Origin of the sequence: Deefgea tanakiae (assembly GCF_019665765.1) — a bacterium.
Taxonomy (GTDB): domain Bacteria; phylum Pseudomonadota; class Gammaproteobacteria; order Burkholderiales; family Chitinibacteraceae; genus Deefgea; species Deefgea tanakiae.
The window spans coordinates 497,881-517,282 of sequence record NZ_CP081150.1 but is presented as its reverse complement, the minus strand read 5'-3'; the positions used below and the strand labels follow the sequence as shown (position 1 = coordinate 517,282).

The window sequence follows — 19,402 nt, the reverse complement described above, 5'->3', positions numbered from 1 at the left end:
TTCAAACACATATTTTTACTTAGATCGCCAAGCGGTGCTAATTTTTCCAAGTAATGCATTTGATTGACTATTTTCGCGTGATTTTGCGATGGCCTCACTAATAAACGCCCATAACACACTAGCAAACAAGGCTGCAAAAGCCGATAGCAAGACAATCAAAGCGCGCTTTGGACCTGATTTTTCATCTGGTACTTCAGCAGCGGTCATTTTTAATTCATCACGCTCTTGCTTTCGTAGTAGTTCAATCCGACGATCAAGACGCTCAATCAATGCATCCCAATAGGCCTGCTGCTGTAAAGCATCCACCGATGCGATCCACAAGCCCGTATTGCCAGCAGAAGATTGCGTCTTCATCCCATCAACAACCAAACGCTGCAAGCTCGCCAATTGATCTTGCATTCGAACTAATTCATTTTGCATCAGATCAGAGACGCCGCCCTGTAATGTAGACTCGGCTTGAATCGCCGCCAAACTGATAATCCCATAACGATCCGCAGCCGAGAGCGTTGCAATCGTACTTGCCATATCAGGTTTATTAATTAGCACATCAAACTTAGTTTTATTCTTCACCGCCAATTCTCGGCGCATTTCTAAGTCATAGCGTTGCTTAGAAATATCAAGTAAACGCATCCCGTATAAATTATCCTTTAGCGCGAGCCCCATTCTGTTTGCAAGCAATGCAGCAAATTCTGGATTATTGTCTGTCGCACTCACATCCAAAAATCCATCTTTTGCATTCAACGTGACTTTGACCGCTTTGGTCATTTCATTACGCGTCGCTTGGCGGCCTTTAGTACCAAAGTGCTCAGCTAACTTCATTTCTTTAGCGACTTGCTCTTTCACCTGATCATTGCCCAATACCCAGTTATAGATAGGTGCATTTTTTGATGGGGCAATTTTCAAGGTCGCCGTGTAATCATTCGGCAAACTGAAAGCAAGAGCTGCTGCAATGAGCGCAGCAGCAATAGGCAAGCCAATGATCTTTTTTTTATGTTTGGCGAGCACCAAGAGCAAATCTAAAAGCGAGATTTCATCCTCTTCGGTCGGTTTATTGCTTAGCAGGGCAGATTGGATTTCAGCGGTCATGTATATTAGGGTCTTTGTAATTAATGTAACGACAACAAATTCATCAAAACGCCACACATTGTAACGAAACGAACTTGGCTTTTGTGATTTTGTAAGAAAAAAGCCAGCTCAATCGCTGGCTTTGCTGATCAAAATCTAAAAAATAGTTTAAAAATCAAAAGCCACTGTTTCACTCTGCAAGCGTGGCAAGTTGTAATCAAACACTTGGCGTGCACTTGCATCTGCAGTCACCAAGGTTGCATACATGATTGGCTCTTCGCCCACTATGGCGATCAAACGGCCACTAGGTGCCAATTGTGATTGCAGCGCAACGGGAATGGCGGCGAATGAGCCGGTCGCGATGATGGCATCAAACGGGCCGCTCGCATGTTTGGCCAAGGCATCACCCACTTCCACGCGCGCATTTTTGATGCCGGCGGCTTTGAGTTGGGCATTCGTGAATTCAGCCTGAGCCGCATCGCTTTCAATCGACACCACTTGCGCGCACAGACCAGCAGCCAACGCCACCATATAGGCAGCACCAGCGCCAACGACCAAGAGTTTATCCGTCGTTTTCAATTCGATTTCTTGCAAGAATCGCGCTTCTACTTTTGGGGCCAGCATCAGTTGGCCATTACCCAATGGCAATTCCACATCAACAAAAGCCAGCTCTTTTTTATCTTGTGGCACGAAGTCTTCGCGGCGCGTTTTGAGGATGCGCTCAAGAATCACCGGGTTCAACACATTCCACGGGCGGATCTGTTGTTCAACTAAAAGATAACGTGCGTTTTCCCAATCCATCTTTGCTTTACCTCAAGACAAGCCGACTACGGCTATTGGTTATTCGAATTTATCTTGCAATTATCCCACAACTCTTTTAGTTTCACACTCATGAATCGCTAGGGGTTCTGCCAGAGCTACTTTTTAGGTGTTTAACACTTTAAAACACGCTCTTACAAAGTACTAAATTGAATCGAATTTAGGCTATGGCAGATGAGAGATACCCTTGGAACCTGACCCGGTTAATACCGGCGTAGGAAAGCGAGCAGCGTACCTTCTCCTGCCTCCTCCTGCGCCAAATCCTTTTTTATTAATTGCGCCAACGAGCGCAACTTACTCATCACTTGATGCGGTAAGGGCACTGGAGAAACTTAAATGAACGCCAAAGCAGAATTTTCCGCCGATTCGGCCGTCGTCGACGAAGCCGCCATCAAACCCTTGCCGAACTCGCGCAAGATTTATGTCCAAGGTTCACGCGCCGACATTCAAGTGCCAATGCGCGAGATCAGCCAAGCCGATACGCCATTGCAAATGAGCATCAGCGGTGCGGTTGAAAAAAACCCACCGATTTTTGTCTATGACTGTTCTGGCCCTTACACCGACCCAGCCGCCAAAATCGACGTCCGTAAAGGCTTAGAGCCAATTCGTGCAGCTTGGATTGCCGAGCGCAACGACACTGAAGTGCTCGCCGGGTTGACTAGTGAATTTGGCCGGATGCGTGAAGCGGATCAAAGCCTAGATGTACTGCGCTTCGAACTCAAACGCCAACCGCGTAAAGCGCAAGCGGGTAAAAACGTATCGCAAATGCATTACGCTCGCCAAGGCATCATCACGCCAGAAATGGAATACGTAGCGATTCGTGAAAACATGAATCGTGCGGCTTACCTTGAAAGTCTGAAAACCGACAGCCCAACGGGCGACAAAATGTTGGCGATGATGAATCGTCAACACAAAGGTGAAAACTACGGCGCGAATATGCCCGATGTGATTACGCCTGAGTTCGTGCGCAGCGAAATCGCTTGCGGTCGCGCCATCATCCCGAACAATATCAATCACCCAGAATCAGAGCCAATGATTATTGGCCGTAACTTCCTCGTGAAGATTAACGGCAATATTGGTAACTCAGCAGTAACCTCATCGATCACCGAAGAAGTCGACAAAATGACGTGGGGTATCCGTTGGGGCGCCGACACGATTATGGATTTGTCGACAGGTAAAAACATCCACGAAACGCGCGAATGGATTTTGCGCAATTCGCCAGTCCCAATTGGCACGGTGCCAATTTACCAAGCACTCGAAAAAGTGAACGGCAAAGCTGAAGACCTGACTTGGGAATTGTTCCGCGACACATTGATTGAGCAAGCTGAGCAAGGCGTCGATTACTTCACGATCCACGCTGGCGTGTTGTTGCAATACGTACCGATGACTGCTGGCCGTATGACCGGTATTGTGTCACGCGGTGGCTCGATTATGGCCAAATGGTGTTTAGCGCATCACCAAGAAAACTTCTTGTACACGCACTTCGAAGACATCTGCCAAATCATGAAGGAATATGACGTTGCCTTCAGTTTGGGTGATGGTTTGCGCCCTGGTTCAATCTGGGATGCCAATGACGAAGCACAATTGGGCGAACTGAAAACACTCGGTGAATTGACGCAAATCGCTTGGAAACACGATGTGCAAGTGATGATCGAAGGCCCAGGCCATGTGCCAATGCAATTGATCAAAGAGAATATGGATAAAGAGTTGGATTGGTGCCATGAAGCGCCGTTCTACACGCTTGGACCATTGACGACCGACATCGCACCGGGCTACGACCACATCACTTCAGCGATTGGCGCGGCGCAAATCGGTTGGTATGGCTGCGCAATGCTCTGCTACGTGACGCCAAAAGAGCATTTGGGCTTGCCAAATAAAGCTGACGTGAAAGAAGGTATCATCACTTACAAACTCGCGGCGCATGCTGCCGACTTGGCTAAAGGTCATCCAGGCGCGCAGATTCGTGATAATGCATTGTCAAAAGCGCGTTTCGAATTCCGTTGGGAAGATCAGTTCAATCTCGGCCTTGATCCAGACCGCGCTCGTGATTTCCACGATGAAACCTTGCCGAAAGACAGCGCGAAAGTCGCTCACTTCTGCTCAATGTGCGGCCCGCATTTCTGCTCGATGAAAATTACCCAAGACGTACGCGAATTCGCTGCCAAACAAGGCATCAGCGAAATCGAAGCACTCAAGAAAGGCATGGAAACCAAATCCATCGAATTCGTAAAAACGGGTGCAGAGGTATATCACAAGCAGTAATACTAAATAATGGCTAGGCAGCAATACCCCTAGCCACTAATTAAAAACGCAGCCCCAAGTGATTGGGCGCTGCGTTTTTAATTACCCAAAAAAGACGGAGTCCACGAAAGACACGAAAAGCACGAACAAAAGCACAGCGAATTGGCCTTAGCATTTTTCGGCTTTTTTCGTGCCGTTCGTGATCCGAATTTAGCTTTGAACCTCACCAAACATGTGAAAACACCACTGAGATTTCCTTGCTTTCACTTGCGCCTTTAGCGGTGCTAATCGGCCATTCGCCAACAAAGCGCAGGCTATTTTGCCCCGGCAAACGGAAGTTCATCGCAGCACCAGCCAGCCAATTATTCAGACTATCGTTTGCTTTACGCCCACCGCGTGTCACTTCGCCGCCATTTTGGTATTCCAGCGTAGCGCCCACCCAAACGGAGCGAACCACACTGTAACTGGCCATCACTTTAGCTCTGTAAATATTCTCTTGCTCAAAGGTGCCCGAGTAATAATCGGTATTATCCGAAAACCAATTCATACCCAGCGTACCTTCAAGCAGCCATTGGTTTTGAGTCCAGCCAAGCTGGCATTCAGGCATCACCATCCAGCGATTATTCGTAATATTGGTCGATTGATTTTTAACATACGAAGCGGTAGGGATCGCCACTTGCATCGCACACCCACTGCTAAAGCCATTTCGATCATAGTTTTTTAAAGCAGCAGCGTCTAATGCAGGCATCCGGTAGACGCCAATCCCCATCCCAATCATTACATCACCGATGCCATCGGCCTCGGCAGGAGGACGTCTATAATTTTTAAAGGACTCTTCCACCGTCACATACGGCACTTGTATTGCCATATATGCAAGACGATCTGCGACTGAGAAATACTGCGCATGTCGAATACTAAAACTAGTTTTATCTTCCACTTCAATCATCCGCGGGCCGCGCGGCGATTCTTTCTCTTGCATACGGAAACGCACAGAAGTTCGGCTTGTATCTTCCGCAACAACACCAAATTGACGTGGATCAGCGGCTTGCAGCTGCAAACTCAATACGACCACTGCCAGACCCAAGCCCGCTTTCAATTGATTCATTCGACCTCGATCCAGTCCATTATTAACAAAACAGATTAAATAGAATAAGTACTTTACCTTACATCAGATCAAATACAGTATAAAAATTGCTTTTCCAATTGTATTGACTATGAGAAAACGACATAAACCCGCGCATTCATGTTGATGACAAAATTCAGCGCAGCCAACATCACCGCTAAGCCATTGAATACGTTATACTTCCGCCCCTTCGATTACCTGCTTTGGATTGCCCCATGCTTTTGCCGCATCAACTCGAATTGCTCGCCCCCGCTAAAACTGCTGAAATTGCTAGAGAAGCGATTTTGCACGGTGCGGATGCGGTCTATATCGGCGGGCCGAGCTTTGGCGCGCGGCATAATGCCAGCAATCCGATTGAAGACATCGCCAGCTTGGTGCAATTTGCGCATCGCTATCATTCGCGCGTGTTTGTCACGCTCAATACCATCCTGCACGACAACGAACTTGAACCCGCACGCCAGCAAATTATTCAGCTGTACGAAGCGGGTGTGGATGCGCTGATCGTACAAGATATGGGCGTACTCAAACTCGATATTCCACCGATTCAGTTGCACGCCAGTACGCAATGCGATATTCGAAACCCCGCCAAAGCCAAATTTTTATCGGATGCCGGTTTCTCGCAAATCGTGCTGGCGCGTGAATTGGGTGTGAAGCAAATTCGCGAAATCAGCGCCGCCATTGGCGACACGGCGACGATTGAATATTTCATCCACGGCGCGCTGTGCGTCGCGTTTTCTGGCCAATGCAATATCAGCCATGCCGCAACCAATCGCAGCGCCAATCGCGGCGATTGCTCACAAGCCTGTCGTTTGCCGTACACACTCACCGATCACAAAGGCCAAGTTGTTGCGTTCGATAAGCATTTGCTGTCGATGAAGGACAATGATCAAACCGACAATTTGGCACTGCTAGTCGATGCTGGTGTACGCTCGTTCAAAATCGAAGGTCGCTACAAAGACGCGCAATACGTTAAAAACATCACTGCGCATTACCGCCAACACCTTGATGCGATTTTGGAACAACGCCCTGACCTTGCACCGGCGTCGAGTGGTCGCAGCGAGATTTTCTTTACACCCAACGTCGATAAAACCTTCCACCGTGGTCATACCGATTATTTTGCGACAGAACGCAAAACCGACATCGGCGCGTTTGATTCACCGAAATACATTGGTCTGCCCGTTGGCACAATCACTCGCGTTGCGGATAAATTCTTTGAAATTCAAATCATTGATCCCGCTGAGCCACTGGCTAACGGCGATGGTTTGAATTACATGAAAAAACGTGAAGTGGTCGGCGTGCAAGCCAATACCGTTGAAGCCGTCGATAAAGCGGCTGGGCTATTTCGCGTGTTCCCTAATGAGCCTATGAGCGAACTAGTCGGCCTTAAAGCAGGTATTGGCATGAACCGCAATCGTGATCATGCCTGGGAACAGATACTCAATAAAAAATCCGCAGAACGTAAAGTCGGCGTGTGGCTCAATTTGTCTGAAACTGCGACGGGTCTTGCGCTCACCATTACCGATGCCGACGGCTGTACGGTGACGGTGGACGCGCCAATGGCGCTGGAAATGTCGCAAAATGCGGATAAAGCGTGGAGTGGCCTGATTGGCGGCCTTGGCAAACTCGGCAATACGATGTTTTATGCCGAAGACGTATCACTCAATCTGAGCCAGCCTTGGCATGTGGCTGCATCCGCGATTAACGCGCTACGCCGCGAAGCGGTCGAACAACTCGAACTCGCACGCGTTGCTGCATGGCCCAAGCAAGAACGTAAAGTGCCGGTTGCGCCGCCTGCGATTTACCCAGATGAAACGCTGTCGTTCTTGGGCAATGTCTACAACGCCCGCGCCAGAGAGTTTTATCAAGAGCACGGCGTTAAACTCATCGCTGCGGCCTACGAGGCACACGAAGAAGCGGGTGAAGTCCCGCTGATGATTACCAAGCATTGCCTGCGGTTTTCGTTTGAATTGTGCCCGAAACAGGCCAAAGGCGTGATTGGTGTGAAAGGCCAAATCAAGGCTGAGCCGATGACTTTGGCGAACGACAAAGAAAGCTACACGCTGGTATTCGATTGCAAACCGTGCGAAATGCACGTGATGGGCAAAATGAAACCGCACATTCTAAAATCACCACCACCGTCGATTATCACTGAGCAGACGATTACTTTTCATAAAGCCAAGCCATCGACCGAAGGCTATAGCCACTAAGCAGTGGGATGACGCTGCCGCCACGGCGGTAGCGGATATTTTTCGAGCAACTCGCGCACCATCTCAGTGCCATCAGTCCGCCCCACCCAATATACGGGTGGCGCGCCATTCAGTTCCGCATGAGGACAACTGAGCCATTGGGCAACCAGCTCCAAACTACCTAATTTTTGTTCCGCCATATCAAGCACACCCAACCACGGTAGTAAAACCTGTGGCTCAAATTGCGCGACCGCCATTAAATCCGCGTGTAAATCAGGTTGGCCCGCTAGCTCTCGCTCTAGCAACTCAAAAAATAAACCGACTCGGGTTAAGTCCATATTTCGCACTCAATGGGTATATCAATCTAGCCAATACTAATCAATGCCTAGCTTTAAATACCTAAAAAATTAATAACGCGCCATACTCGGATCAACAACGTCAGCCCACGCAGCGACCCCACCATCTAGATTAATCATATTTTCAAAGCCCTGCCGCTCCAAAAATCCTGCCACTTGGTAGCTGCGTACGCCGTGGTGGCAAATGACCACATAGGTTGCATCTGGATCTAAGCGGGTTTGCTCACTCGGAATATGATTCATCGGGATATTTTGGCTACCGGCAATTTGGCACAACGCCACTTCCCATGGCTCACGCACATCGAGTAATTGTGGCGCAACGCGGCTCGTGTCTTGCAACCAGCTATTCAAATCACTAGGGCTAATGTGTTGCATGGGCATCCTTTCAATCCAATCAGTGTAGTTCGAGCTAGAGAAAATATCCGTCTTCCAGCTCAATTATTTATTTGCGCCAACTGCCGCGGGCACTCAAGTTAAATGAGTTTGTTCGGCGGCGCAAATCATTTTGCGGGCAACTCATTGTTGACGCTAGACGTACTAATCTTGCGCCGCCAGAAACGCTTGATTGCAGTACCATAAGCCAACTTTTACTATTGAGACGATTCATGACCTATTTATATAGCCTGTTAGCGCTCACCATTGGTTTGATCGTGCCCTTGCAAGCGGCGATCAACAATCAACTCAAAGCCGTCGTTGGCAACAGTACGGTGCTGGCGGCCTTAGTGTCATTTTCTGTCGGTACGATTGCGCTACTTTGCATTGCGATCGCCACCGGGCAAAAACTCAGCGCCCTCGCCAATCTACCAAAAGCCGAAGCGTGGATGTTAATCGGCGGCTTACTAGGTGCGGTGTTTGTGTTCGGTACCACTTTGGTTGCGCCTAAACTGGGGGCAGCAACGATGTTGTCGCTGATTATTACCGGCCAAATTATTGCTTCGATGCTGTTTGATCGTTTTGGTTGGTTTGCAATGCCACTGAAAGACATCAGCTGGCCACGCTTGCTGGGCGCAGTGCTGGTGGTGATTGGCGTGCTGCTGGTCAATTTTGGTAATGAATGGATCAAAGTAAAGTCATGATGATTCCAATTTTGGCGCAGACCGATGATTTTTTGCTGATTGATAAACCTGCTGGGCTGGATTTTCATCAAAATGAAGAGCAAGCCAGTTTGATCGACTTGGTGCGGCAACAAACGGGAATTGATTCACTATTCACAGTGCATCGACTCGATAAAATGACCTCTGGTTTACTGCTATTGGCGCGCAATCCTGAGACCACCCGCAGCTTGGGCGAGCAATTTGCAGCACATCACATTCAAAAATTTTACCTCGCGATCTCTGATGCCAAGCCCAGTAAAAAGCAGGGCAAGATCCAAGGCGGGATGGAAAAAGGCCGAGGTGGTAGCTGGAAATTCGTGCGTGAAGGCGGCCAATTGGCAACAACACAGTTTTTTAGTTATGGACTTGGCGATGGCCTGCGTTTGTTTTTGCTCCGCCCGCGCACCGGACGCACACATCAATTGCGCGTGGCACTCAAAAGTTTAGGCAGCCCCATTCTCGGCGACTCTCGCTATGCAGGAACAGAAGCTGATCGCGGGTATCTACATGCATACGCTATTGAATTTAAGCTAGCAGGCAATACCCATCGATATACATGCCCACCTACTTTTGGACAACATTTCCAATCGGCAGTCTGCCAAGACCAGCTTAGCCAACTCGATGCGCCGTGGGATTTAGCTTGGCCAAAATAGTAAAGATACGGGTTTTCCCGTATTAATTTATCCATTAAATCAATCACTTCTAGCACATCGCCAACACCGCACTTACAGCGTTTTTAAAGTGTGATTTTTAATACATTTCTCTGCAGAAAATCAATCTTTAGGCTAGTCAATTTCCCTGACGCGGATTAGTATGCTGTTTGCTTACAAGGCTGTTGCCTGGTCAAGCAAACTCATAACAGCACCAGCGGTTTTCACTGATCTCGGTGCCACAATAAGGATGGAGACGTTATGTCACAGATAAATCGTTGGATGCTCGCGGCAATTCCCGCTGCAATCTGCTCAATTCAAGTCATGGCTGCACCTGCTTGGAATAGCGCGACCGCCTACAGCGGCGGCCAAACCGTCACCTACGCAGGCCAAGATTACAAAGCCAAATGGTGGACGCAAAACAATGTACCGGGCACCGAGCAATGGGGCCCGTGGGAACTCGTTGGCAGTGGCACAGCAACGCCTGCACCTACGACAGCGCCTACCTTAGCGCCAACAACAGCACCAATCATCACTGCCGCGCCAACCACAAAACCAACAACGGCACCAACACCAGTCGCTGGAAACTGTGGTAGCGAATGGAATAGCGCCACAGCCTACCAAGGTGGCCAACGCGTGGTGTATAACAACACCAATTATGAAGCTAAATGGTGGGTGCAAGGCACTGCACCGTCATCAACAGACCTCTGGGGTCCATGGAAAAACTTGGGCGCTTGCTCAGGTGGTGGCACACAGCCAACAGCAAGCCCAGTTGTGACTGTTGCACCAACAGCTACACCTAAGCCAACAGCCACGCCAGTCGTAACGATTGCGCCAACAGCTACACCTAAGCCAACAGCAACGCCAGTCGTAACGATTACGCCAACCGCAACACCAAGTTCAACACCAGTCGTAACAGTTGCACCAACAGCGACACCAATTGCAACTGCGACTCCAGTAGCAACATCAACACCCGTTGTTGCCGCTTACAAGCCACAGATCACTTATATCGCAGCACCAGCGGGCTACCCAACGGATGCGCAATTTAAAGCGGCCGAGCAAGCACTTTACAGTCAAGCAGGCGCAGACAGCAGCACCATCGATCGTATCCGTGATGCATTGCAAGTTCGCCCTGATGCCGTGGTAGATGCCGTAGTAGTTGGCGCAGCAGGCAATCCAGACAACGTGAAACGCGTTGAGCGCGTTTTAAGCCGTGCGAAGTTTGATTACTTCTTCCCAGTACGCAACGTGAAATACACCTACGAGAATCTACTCAAAGGCGTAGCGAAATTCCCTGCGTATTGCGCGACTTATGCCGATGGCCGTGATTCAGACCTGATTTGTAAAAAACTATTGGCCACGTCTTTTGCTCACTTTGCACAAGAAACTGGCGCGAACTGGCCAGCTTTGACGCCTGCAACTGCACGCGGCTACGCTGACCAAAATAATGCCGTATTGGCAACGATGGATCAAAACACTGCGATTCCAACCTTCCGCCAAGGCTTGTGGTTCCTACGTGAACAAGGCATGCAAGAAGGCAGCGGCACTGGCGGCTACCAAGATTGCTTTAACGGCGCTGGTGGCTCGATCTTCTCGATCTTCTACCCCTGCGGCAAAAACGCCAAAGGCGAGTACTTTAGCTACTTCGGTCGCGGCTCTAAGCAATTGTCATGGAACTACAACTACGGCCCATTCAGCAAATCACTGTATGGAGACGTCAATGTCTTGCTCGACAATCCGGGCCTCGTTGCTGATACCTCATTGAACTTTGCTTCGGCAATCTGGTTTGCGGTTTACCCACAATCACCAAAACCACCAATGACTTGGGTTATTGATGGCACTTGGAAACCAAATCAAGTGGATATCGCCAATGGCATGGCCCCAGGATTTGGCGCTACGACTTACATCATCAACGGTGGTATCGAGTGCGGTAAAGGCTCTGAAGTTTCGCAATCGCTGAACCGTATCGCGGCCTACAAAGAGTTTACGAAAGAACTCGGCGTGGACATCACAGGTGAGCAACTGACTTGCGGTTCGTCTAAAGGCTTTACGAATGGCTCTGCGGCAGCGACCAAAACCTATCTGGATAAAGGCTGGAATTACAATGCCAACAATCCAGGCGGCGTGTCTTGGTCTTGCCAACTGGCAACCTACCAAACGCCATTTAGCCTCGCCACCCCTGGCGACTACAAAGCTTGCGTGGATTACTTCTTCCGCGGCCAAGTGAAGTTCAATGGTCAAGTGGTGGTTGATAACACCAAGTAATTGACTCAAGTAATAGCAAAACGCCGTTCAATCGAACGGCGTTTTTTATTGATCTTAATAATGTATATCTAGCTAGGCTTTGCTAATCATTGCTTTTAGAGCAATACATCACAAGACGCAAACTGCACTTTGCTCAGGCAAATACTGAGCAACAATTCCTTTAAGCTTAATCAGATCGAGAGGTTTGGCTAAAAACCCATCCATCCCAGCGGCAAGGCATTCATTTTCACTGTGCTCAAAGGCATTGGCGGTCAGCGCAATAATCGGTAAAGATCGAGTTTGTGCTTGGCTGCGTAAAATACGCGTTGCAGTCAGCCCGTCCATTTCTGGCATTTGCCAATCCATGAAGACCAAATCAAAAGCTTCAGCATTTGCTGCAGCGATTGCTGCATGGCCGTTGGTCACTAACACGACATCGCAACCAATTTTGCTTAAAAAGGCAGCGACGACCCGCTGATTGATCAAATTATCCTCCGCCACCAGCACCTTGCCACGATACAGCGTTCCGGCAGACAGATTTGCAAGGGGTTTCGCAATATCATTACCAAGGCCAAGCAGACCTGCCACAGTATTAAGTAACTGCCGTTCAGACAAAGCCACTTTGCATAAAAATTGATTCGCCGAACTCAGCTCTTCTGGCTGCTGCCAACCCAGTAGCAAAACGGGCAAATGAGAGCTCGCCAGTTCTTTGCTAATGGTGTCTTCACAAATGATTAAATCGATTTGCTGGCGATTTTCTGGCCACTGAGTAAATACTTGTAAACCTGCCGCACTTAAACACGGCAGCACCATACTGGCAACGCCCCCTTGCAAGCCTCTCCACAAAATGCCTTGTTGATTAAAGCCTGCTGGTACCAAGACTCGTGGTTTGGTGAAATGCTGCCTTGGTAAGCTCACAACAAATTTAGAACCTTTACCCAGCACCGAGCGAACTTGAATATCGCCTTGCATCAATTCGAGTAATGACTTAGAAATCGCAAGGCCCAAGCCCGTGCCACTATAGCGCCGCGTTGCGCCTGTATCTGCTTGATAAAAGCGCTGAAATAACTGCACAGAACTACCACTATCCAACCCAATCCCAGTATCCTCGACTGCAATTCGAATCTGCTCTGCATCACAGTCGGCGACAATCCTCACGCCGCCGACTTCAGTAAACTTAATTGCATTGGAAATTAAATTAATCAGCACTTGCTTTAAGCGCAATGCGTCACCGATATACCAAGCGGGCAGATCTGCTGCCAATTCCAGCACTAAATCGAGCCGTGCCTCAACCGCCTTGGAAGCCATCACAGAAGCAGCTTCTTCAATCACATTGGCCAATTCAAACGGCGCTTTAATCAATTCCAACTTGCCGGCTTCAATTTTTGAAAAATCGAGTAAGTCATTAACCAGCAGCACCAGCGAGTCACCTGACTTGCGTACGTTATTGACGTATTCGCTTTGCTCAACATTCAGCGCGGTATTACCTAGCAATTGCACAAAACCCAAAATACCATTGAGTGGCGTACGAATTTCGTGGCTCATCGTGGCTAAGAAATTGGATTTGGCATAACTCGCAGCTTCAGCAGCATCGCGCGCCATCGCCAGTGAATTACTTTGCTGCAACAAGCGCTCATTCGCTTGCCGTAGCTCTTCTTGAACTTGTTTCGCACGAATCAACTGCGACACGATGGCCGCAAACAGTTTCATAACTTCACGCTGATAAGGCATCAAACTGCGGCGATGCAAGAAATTATCTGCCGCCATCCAGCCGAGCAGCGTATTGTCGGCATACAACGCAACCAGCGAATTCCAACCGCGCCCGACAACGACCTTATTGTAGTAAATCGCCGCGTCCTCTTTCACCATCACTTCGCCCGGTTTTGCCAGCGCATCACGGAAAATTTGGTGCGGTGGTGTCGTCGTGCGATACCAGTATTCGTTTGTCAGATCACCATTATTGTCAGTACCGTAAGTGCCGCACATTTCATTGGTGTTTAAATCGGCAGTAAATAGACCTAAGCGATCAATACCTAAATCCGTAATCGCCGACTGAACTACATCATGGTAAAGCGCATCTAAACTCGTCGTTTGCGTTAAACGCAAGGTCACTTGGTGCAATTTCTGCAGCAACTCACGGTATTCTTCGGCACGCTGCAGGCTTTGCTGCATCCGGCGCGTCATTTCATCGCGTTCGATATCATGCCCATACAGTAAAGCGCCAATCCGCTCTTTCAGCATCCCTGAAAGCGCTTCACACTCAATTCGAAATGCCGCTGTATCAAGGTAAGCTTGTAAACGCTCAACATCACTGAGCTCGACATACAGCATCGCTTGCGTACAGTCTTGATCGAGTAAAGGCAAAATCAGCCGATATAAAGGAACCACATCTTCATCCGGCACATCCCAGATTTCTTGCATTTGATAGCTAACTGGCCGCACCGAAACCGCCGGTTCGCGCATCTGCCAAGCCAATTCTTCGACGGGAACACCAAAAAATCCAGATGGATGTTGCGGCTCGGCAAACGCCAGTGCGCGCTGACCCACCACCGCTTCTGCGTAAATCGAGACGGATGCTGCACTATCACTCGGTAAAACCAAATAAGCCCTTTTTGCTGCAAAGGAATCTCGAACGGCGGCCACCAAGGTCGATGCAAATTGGTCCCACGTCTCAGCTTCGAGCAAAGCAGGTAAACACAAAACGGAATCTAGTTGCATAAAGAAAACCTTGTTTTTTTATTACTTTCGAACAGAAAAACTAGTCAACAACGAGCACAGTGAGCGTCTGCGCTATAATAAGAAACTATTTTTTTGAAATCCGTTCGCCATGACCAAACCAGCATCCCGCCCTAATCCAATTGCCACCGTAGAATCACTCGACCACGAGGGTCATGGTGTAGCCCGCTATGAAGGAAAAACCATCTTCATCGATGGCGCACTGCCTTTTGAGACCATTTCATTTAGCAGCTACCGCAAAAAACCGACCTTTGAGAATGCGCAAGCTATCATAATCCATAATGAAAGCTTTATGCGCGTGAAACCTAAATGTCCGCATTTTGGCGTCTGTGGTGGGTGCTCTATGCAACACATGGAGTTCGGTGCACAGGTTGCCGCCAAGCAACGCATTTTAGAAGACAATCTGCAGCGCATTGGCAAGGTTACCGCCGAAGCGATGTTGCCCGCGATTTACGGTACACCATGGGGCTATCGCTCACGTGGGCGACTCTCGGCTCGCTATGTTGCGAAAAAAGAAAAAGTGTTGGTTGGCTTTCATGAGCGCCGTTCTGGCTTTATTGCCGACATGAGCGAATGTCATGTCTTGCCTAAATCGATGTCGGACCAACTGCTACCGCTGCGCGACTTGATCTCGTCACTATCAATCGTCAACGACATGCCACAAATCGAACTCGCGGTCGGTGAAAACGTCACCGTACTGGTATTCCGCATCATGACCGAGATTAGCGAGAATGACGCTGCGCTGTTCAAAGCGTATGCCGATCAATGGAAAGTACAAATTTGGCTGCAACCCAAAGGCCCAGACAGCGCCTATCCATTCTACCCGCTTGATGCGCCTGCCCTCACCTATTCTCTGCCTGAGTTTGGTATTGAAATGCCTTTCAAACCAACCGAATTCACGCAAGTCAATTACGGCATCAACCGCGTGATGGTCGAACGTGCGATGAAACTACTCGACCCACAAAAAGACGAGCTCATCGCCGACATGTTCTGTGGTTTAGGTAATTTCACACTACCTATTGCCCGCAGCGGTGCCAAAGTACTCGGGATGGAAGGTAGCCAACAATTGGTCGAACGTGCTCTCGAGGGAGCAAAGCACAATCACCTCGATCACCTGACTAGCTACGAAATCGCCAATCTATTTGAAATGACCGAAGAATGGCTCAATAAACTTGGTAAATTCGACAAAATGCTGATCGATCCGCCACGTGACGGAGCGATGGCGTTATGCAATTCGATTAGTATTGAGCACGGTCCAAAACGAATTGTGTATGTATCCTGTAGCCCAGCCACACTCGCCCGCGATGCAGACATTTTAGTAAATATTAAAGGGTATACACTCAAGAATGCCGGCGTAATTAACATGTTCCCACATACTGCTCACGTTGAAAGCATTGCTTGGTTTGAAAAGGAATAGGTAATTTATTAGAAAGTAAGCGAAAGCTAATTAGAAATGTAATATAATGTTAGCCTATTTTATTTTTGGTAATAATTCATAATGCATACACCTCGTGCACTTCTTGTCCTTGCTACGTCGATTGTCATAACTGCCTGCGGTGGAGGTGGAGGTGGCGGCACAACGACTCCTGCGACCACGCCCACACCAAGCCCCTATACGCCACCTGCGGCAGATGTGGTTAGCGCTGAAGTAGTAAAGCAAACAGCAGTCGCCATTCCGATGGTGGCTGGCGCACTCATCATTAGTGAAGTTTCTAGTGGGGCGGCTGTTGGTGACCACTGGATTGAAATTTATAACCCAAACTCAGTCGCTGTTGATATCAACGGCGCAAGACTGCGCTCCTCCAGCAATTTTGGATCTAGCGAGTTTGTATTACCAAGTACGGTCATTCCCGCAAAAGGTTACATTGTTGTTGCGGCCAAATCGGCGAGAAACTTAGTCTCTTCACACCAAATTGCATTTGTCGACTCGGGAATTCAATTACCGTTCTGGAATGCAAACGGTTTTGTTGAGTTATTTGATCCAATTAGCAATGTTACTATCGACTTTGTGCGATTTGGGACGAATACAACACCACCTAAAACATCTACAGCATGGACAGGCGTGAACGCTCCAGCGCTGCCAGTGACTTTCGGCAGCAGCCTTGTTCGTCCAGTGGCTCGTATCAACAACATCACTAAATCAGCACTCGATTTTGAATTAGCCAGCTTTATCACACCAGCGGGCCCTAACGATGTCCCTGCGAATACAAGCGATGCCGATAATGATGGTATTCCCGATTCTGCTGAAGTACCGGGCGGAACATTTGCGGGGCTTAATCTGTACGCAATGGGTGCACGAGCAGGGGTTCGAGATATTTTCATCGAGCTGGACTACATGAGTTCAACCGACGAAGGGGTTAAACCACGCCCAGAAGCTTTGAAAAAAGTGGTTGATGCCTTTGCCCGTAAAGGCATTGCCGTTCACTTTGATGCTGGCGCTAATTTCACTGACTACAATTTGGGTAATACACAATCCGTACTCCCATTTACCAGCTGCCTCGATCTGGGCGATCCTAAAATAGGTTGCGCTGATGTCTATGCACTGAAAGCCAAGTACTTCGACCTGCGCCGTCAGCCGATTTTCCATTATGGGGTTTCGGGTTATGAAGCCGTTGCAGGTTCTGGCTTTGCTGGGCTAGCTGAAATATCTGGTAATGACTTTAATATCACGCTGGGCAATTTGCAGTTAAGCGCCTCAAACAGTAGAAACAAAAACTTTCTAATTAATCAGCAAGCGTCAACGCTAATGCATGAGTTAGGGCACAACCTTGGCTTACGTCATGGCGGGTTTGAAAACAATAATTACAAACCAAACTACGTAAGCATCATGAACTACCTCTACAACACAGGCCTACCACCAAATCTGACAAGCTCAAATGCAGGGCAACGTTGGTACATTGAGAATGGCATGAAAGGTCTTTCTATTTGCTCGGACTCAGTCGAAGCAAATATGTGCAGCGATAGTTTCATTATTGATTTTTCTGATGGCAGCTCAAAAAATTTAGACGAAGCCGCTCTCTTTGAAAGTGATTTACTCGGACGTGGCAGCAACCCAGGTGCCTTTATTGACTGGAATAAAGACAATCAGTTCACCAGTTCAGGGCTCTCGCTTAATATCGATGCTCCAGATAATTTCAGCAAGACGGTGCTCAAAGATTACAACGATTGGCAAAACTTGACCTTGGCCTTCTCACGTGAAGCCAGCGGTGCACGTGGTCTGCGTCTAAATAACCTCCATACGCAGCCGGAGATTCATTTACTCAATGATCGCCAACCTGTTGCCCATGAAATGCCAATAGGGAAAAAAGCCCCATGAGACATTTTTTGATCCTGGCTGCCCTGCTATATGCAGGTATAGCCACTGCTAAGCCAGTGCAAATCCATGGCACTTGGTCGCAGCAGCAAGAGATCGAATCAATGGAGATAACCATTGCTGGCCAATGGCGATTTAATCATGCCGATCAGACCTTAATTACAAGCGCAGCACCAGCTCAATTTATGACAGTAAAATCAGGAGATTGGCTCAATCAAGAGCTACGGCATCATCCTGCTGGGATGATGCGCAAGCTGAGTTGGTCAAAAGATGCACAACGCCCGCCGCAATTGATTTTGGGGCAAAACATGTCATTCGTTGGTGAAGTCATTCCAGGCTGGCACTGGGATCAGTACTTAACTTTGGCGAACCAGCAGCAAAAAGTGAAACTGAGCCCCGGCAAGCCACGCACGGTGGGGGGGTGGTGTATTTTAATCAGCGATGTTCGACCTGCGAAAGCCAGCAAACCAAATATCGCCAATGAAACAGAAACCCGACTGGACTGGTGGATACAAGCCAAACCATGTCAGTAATCAGCAGTTGCAAATAAAAAAGGACAGCGTTCAGCCGTCCTTTTTTAATTCATCAAACGCCAAATTAGCTTACTTGCAACACGATTTTGCCGCGAGCACGACCACTTTCGCTGCGTTCATGGGCTTGCGCAGCATCCGCCAGTGGGTACACGCGATCAATCACCACTTTGACTACGCCAGTATTGAGTAAATCAGTTAACTGATCTAATTGCTCAGCGCTCGGTTGCACAAAGCAAAAGTGCGCGACAACTTGATGCTGAGCTGCAATGTCTGCGTCGGGCGTATCGCAAATCGAAACCAGTCGCCCCCCCGCTTTGAGTACTTGCCAACTGTTGGCCAACACTTCTCCGCCCAAGGTATCAAACACCACATCAAAATCGCGTAAGTCCGCAAAATTTGCTTGGGTGTAATCGACGACGTGATTCGCCCCATGCGCTTTGACAAATTCAATGTTTTTAGTCGAAGTCGTGGTCCACACTTCTGCGCCGCGCCATTGCGCCAATTGCAAAGCAAATAAGCCAACGCCGCCGGCTCCAGCGTGAATCAATACCTTCTCACCGGCTTGCAGATTGGCAAATTGAAATAAAGCTTGCCACGCAGTTAAGGCCGCCAATGGCACTGCTGCTGCTTCTTGCCAATTCAAGCTAACTGGTTTTTTAGCAATTTCACTAGCGCGTACCGCCACATACTCAGCATAAGCACCTTGGCGACTAATATCAGGACGGCTATACACCGCATCACCCACTTGCCAGCCACTTACGTCTGCCCCCACTGCAACAACTTCCCCCGCCACATCCCAACCCAGCGTGAGCGGCATGTCAAACGGAATCATCGCTTGCAAATATCCTTCGCGGATTTTCCAATCCACAGGATTCACAGCAGCAGCGTGCACTTTAAGTAATACATCATCAGCAGCAATGCTCGGCACTGGCGCAGTACCATATTCCAAAACATCACGGTGACCATAGCTTGTTTGGCGAACGGCTTGCATCGTTGATTGCATCATATTTCCTTGAGTCAATAAATAGATGAACCCAGTGTA

Annotated in this window: 15 protein-coding genes and 1 riboswitch; of the genes, 8 read left to right on the top strand and 7 right to left on the bottom strand. The window is 48.6% G+C overall.

The features are described 5' to 3' along the window. Positions 1–15: 15 nt before the first annotated feature. A complete protein-coding gene (locus K4H28_RS02440) occupies positions 16–1,086 on the bottom strand; it encodes a Wzz/FepE/Etk N-terminal domain-containing protein (protein WP_221006761.1) in 1,071 nt (356 codons plus the stop codon). Positions 1,087–1,233: 147 nt separating this feature from the next. After that, positions 1,234–1,866 carry a protein-L-isoaspartate O-methyltransferase family protein gene (locus K4H28_RS02435; protein WP_221006760.1) on the bottom strand — a complete coding sequence of 211 codons (633 nt, stop codon included), beginning with the start codon at positions 1,864–1,866 and terminating at the stop codon, positions 1,234–1,236. A gap of 90 nt (positions 1,867–1,956) precedes the next feature. Then, a riboswitch (TPP riboswitch) is annotated at positions 1,957–2,122 on the top strand. Between the two features lie 98 nt (positions 2,123–2,220). Here K4H28_RS02435 and thiC point away from each other — a divergent pair. Then, positions 2,221–4,146: a phosphomethylpyrimidine synthase ThiC gene (gene thiC, locus K4H28_RS02430; RefSeq protein ID WP_221006759.1), complete on the top strand. Its 1,926-nt coding sequence runs from the start codon at positions 2,221–2,223 to the stop codon at positions 4,144–4,146. A 202-nt stretch (positions 4,147–4,348) separates the two neighbouring features. Here the strand turns inward: thiC and K4H28_RS02425 are convergent, their stop codons facing one another. Continuing rightward, positions 4,349–5,230, bottom strand: coding sequence for a transporter (locus K4H28_RS02425; protein WP_221006757.1), 882 nt, complete (start codon positions 5,228–5,230; stop codon positions 4,349–4,351). 233 nt (positions 5,231–5,463) lie between these two features. Between K4H28_RS02425 and K4H28_RS02420 the strand changes: the two genes are divergently transcribed. After that, entirely contained in the window at positions 5,464–7,455 is a 1,992-nt protein-coding gene (locus K4H28_RS02420; protein WP_221006755.1) for a peptidase U32 family protein, read from the top strand. Here the strand turns inward: K4H28_RS02420 and K4H28_RS02415 are convergent. Next, the gene (locus tag K4H28_RS02415; protein WP_221006753.1) at positions 7,452–7,772 is read right to left on the bottom strand and encodes an antitoxin Xre/MbcA/ParS toxin-binding domain-containing protein; all 321 of its coding nucleotides are present in this window, start codon (positions 7,770–7,772) and stop codon (positions 7,452–7,454) included. The two genes, K4H28_RS02420 and K4H28_RS02415, sit on opposite strands and share 4 nt — an antisense overlap. A 69-nt stretch (positions 7,773–7,841) precedes the next feature. Beyond that, on the bottom strand, positions 7,842–8,165 hold the full coding sequence (locus tag K4H28_RS02410) for a rhodanese-like domain-containing protein (protein ID WP_255573595.1): 324 nt from the start codon (positions 8,163–8,165) through the stop codon (positions 7,842–7,844). Positions 8,166–8,395: 230 nt separating this feature from the next. On the opposite strand from K4H28_RS02410, the gene K4H28_RS02405 reads away from it, so the two are divergent. The 3 genes from K4H28_RS02405 (at position 8,396) to K4H28_RS16845 (ending at position 11,799) form a co-directional block, all read left to right on the top strand. Further along, positions 8,396–8,866, top strand: a complete 471-nt coding sequence (locus K4H28_RS02405) for a DMT family transporter (protein WP_221006749.1) — start codon at positions 8,396–8,398, stop codon at positions 8,864–8,866. Next, entirely contained in the window at positions 8,863–9,537 is a 675-nt protein-coding gene (locus tag K4H28_RS02400; RefSeq protein ID WP_255573594.1) for a TIGR01621 family pseudouridine synthase, read from the top strand. Before K4H28_RS02405 ends, K4H28_RS02400 begins: the two co-directional genes overlap by 4 nt. A 258-nt stretch (positions 9,538–9,795) precedes the next feature. Further along, positions 9,796–11,799, top strand: coding sequence for a glycoside hydrolase family 19 protein (locus K4H28_RS16845; protein ID WP_221006747.1), 2,004 nt, complete (start codon positions 9,796–9,798; stop codon positions 11,797–11,799). Positions 11,800–11,907: 108 nt separating this feature from the next. On the opposite strand, the gene K4H28_RS02390 is transcribed toward K4H28_RS16845, so the two are convergent. Beyond that, positions 11,908–14,496 (bottom strand): hybrid sensor histidine kinase/response regulator, encoded by a 2,589-nt coding sequence (locus K4H28_RS02390; protein WP_221006745.1) that lies wholly within the window; start codon positions 14,494–14,496, stop codon positions 11,908–11,910. A 109-nt stretch (positions 14,497–14,605) separates the two neighbouring features. Between K4H28_RS02390 and rlmD the strand changes: the two genes are divergently transcribed. The 3 genes from rlmD to K4H28_RS02375 all read left to right on the top strand — a co-directional run bounded on the left by rlmD (position 14,606) and on the right by K4H28_RS02375 (position 18,360). Next, entirely contained in the window at positions 14,606–15,931 is a 1,326-nt protein-coding gene (rlmD, locus tag K4H28_RS02385) for a 23S rRNA (uracil(1939)-C(5))-methyltransferase RlmD (RefSeq protein WP_221006743.1), read from the top strand. 81 nt (positions 15,932–16,012) lie between these two features. Next, positions 16,013–17,830, top strand: a complete 1,818-nt coding sequence (locus tag K4H28_RS02380) for a lamin tail domain-containing protein (RefSeq protein ID WP_221006741.1) — start codon at positions 16,013–16,015, stop codon at positions 17,828–17,830. Beyond that, on the top strand, positions 17,827–18,360 hold the full coding sequence (locus K4H28_RS02375) for a hypothetical protein (protein ID WP_221006739.1): 534 nt from the start codon (positions 17,827–17,829) through the stop codon (positions 18,358–18,360). The genes K4H28_RS02380 and K4H28_RS02375 overlap by 4 nt, the downstream gene beginning before the upstream one ends. Positions 18,361–18,424: 64 nt before the next feature. Here K4H28_RS02375 and K4H28_RS02370 read toward each other — a convergent pair whose 3' ends face one another. Further along, the gene (locus K4H28_RS02370) at positions 18,425–19,366 is read right to left on the bottom strand and encodes an NADP-dependent oxidoreductase (RefSeq protein WP_255573593.1); all 942 of its coding nucleotides are present in this window, start codon (positions 19,364–19,366) and stop codon (positions 18,425–18,427) included. Positions 19,367–19,402 lie beyond the last annotated feature (36 nt).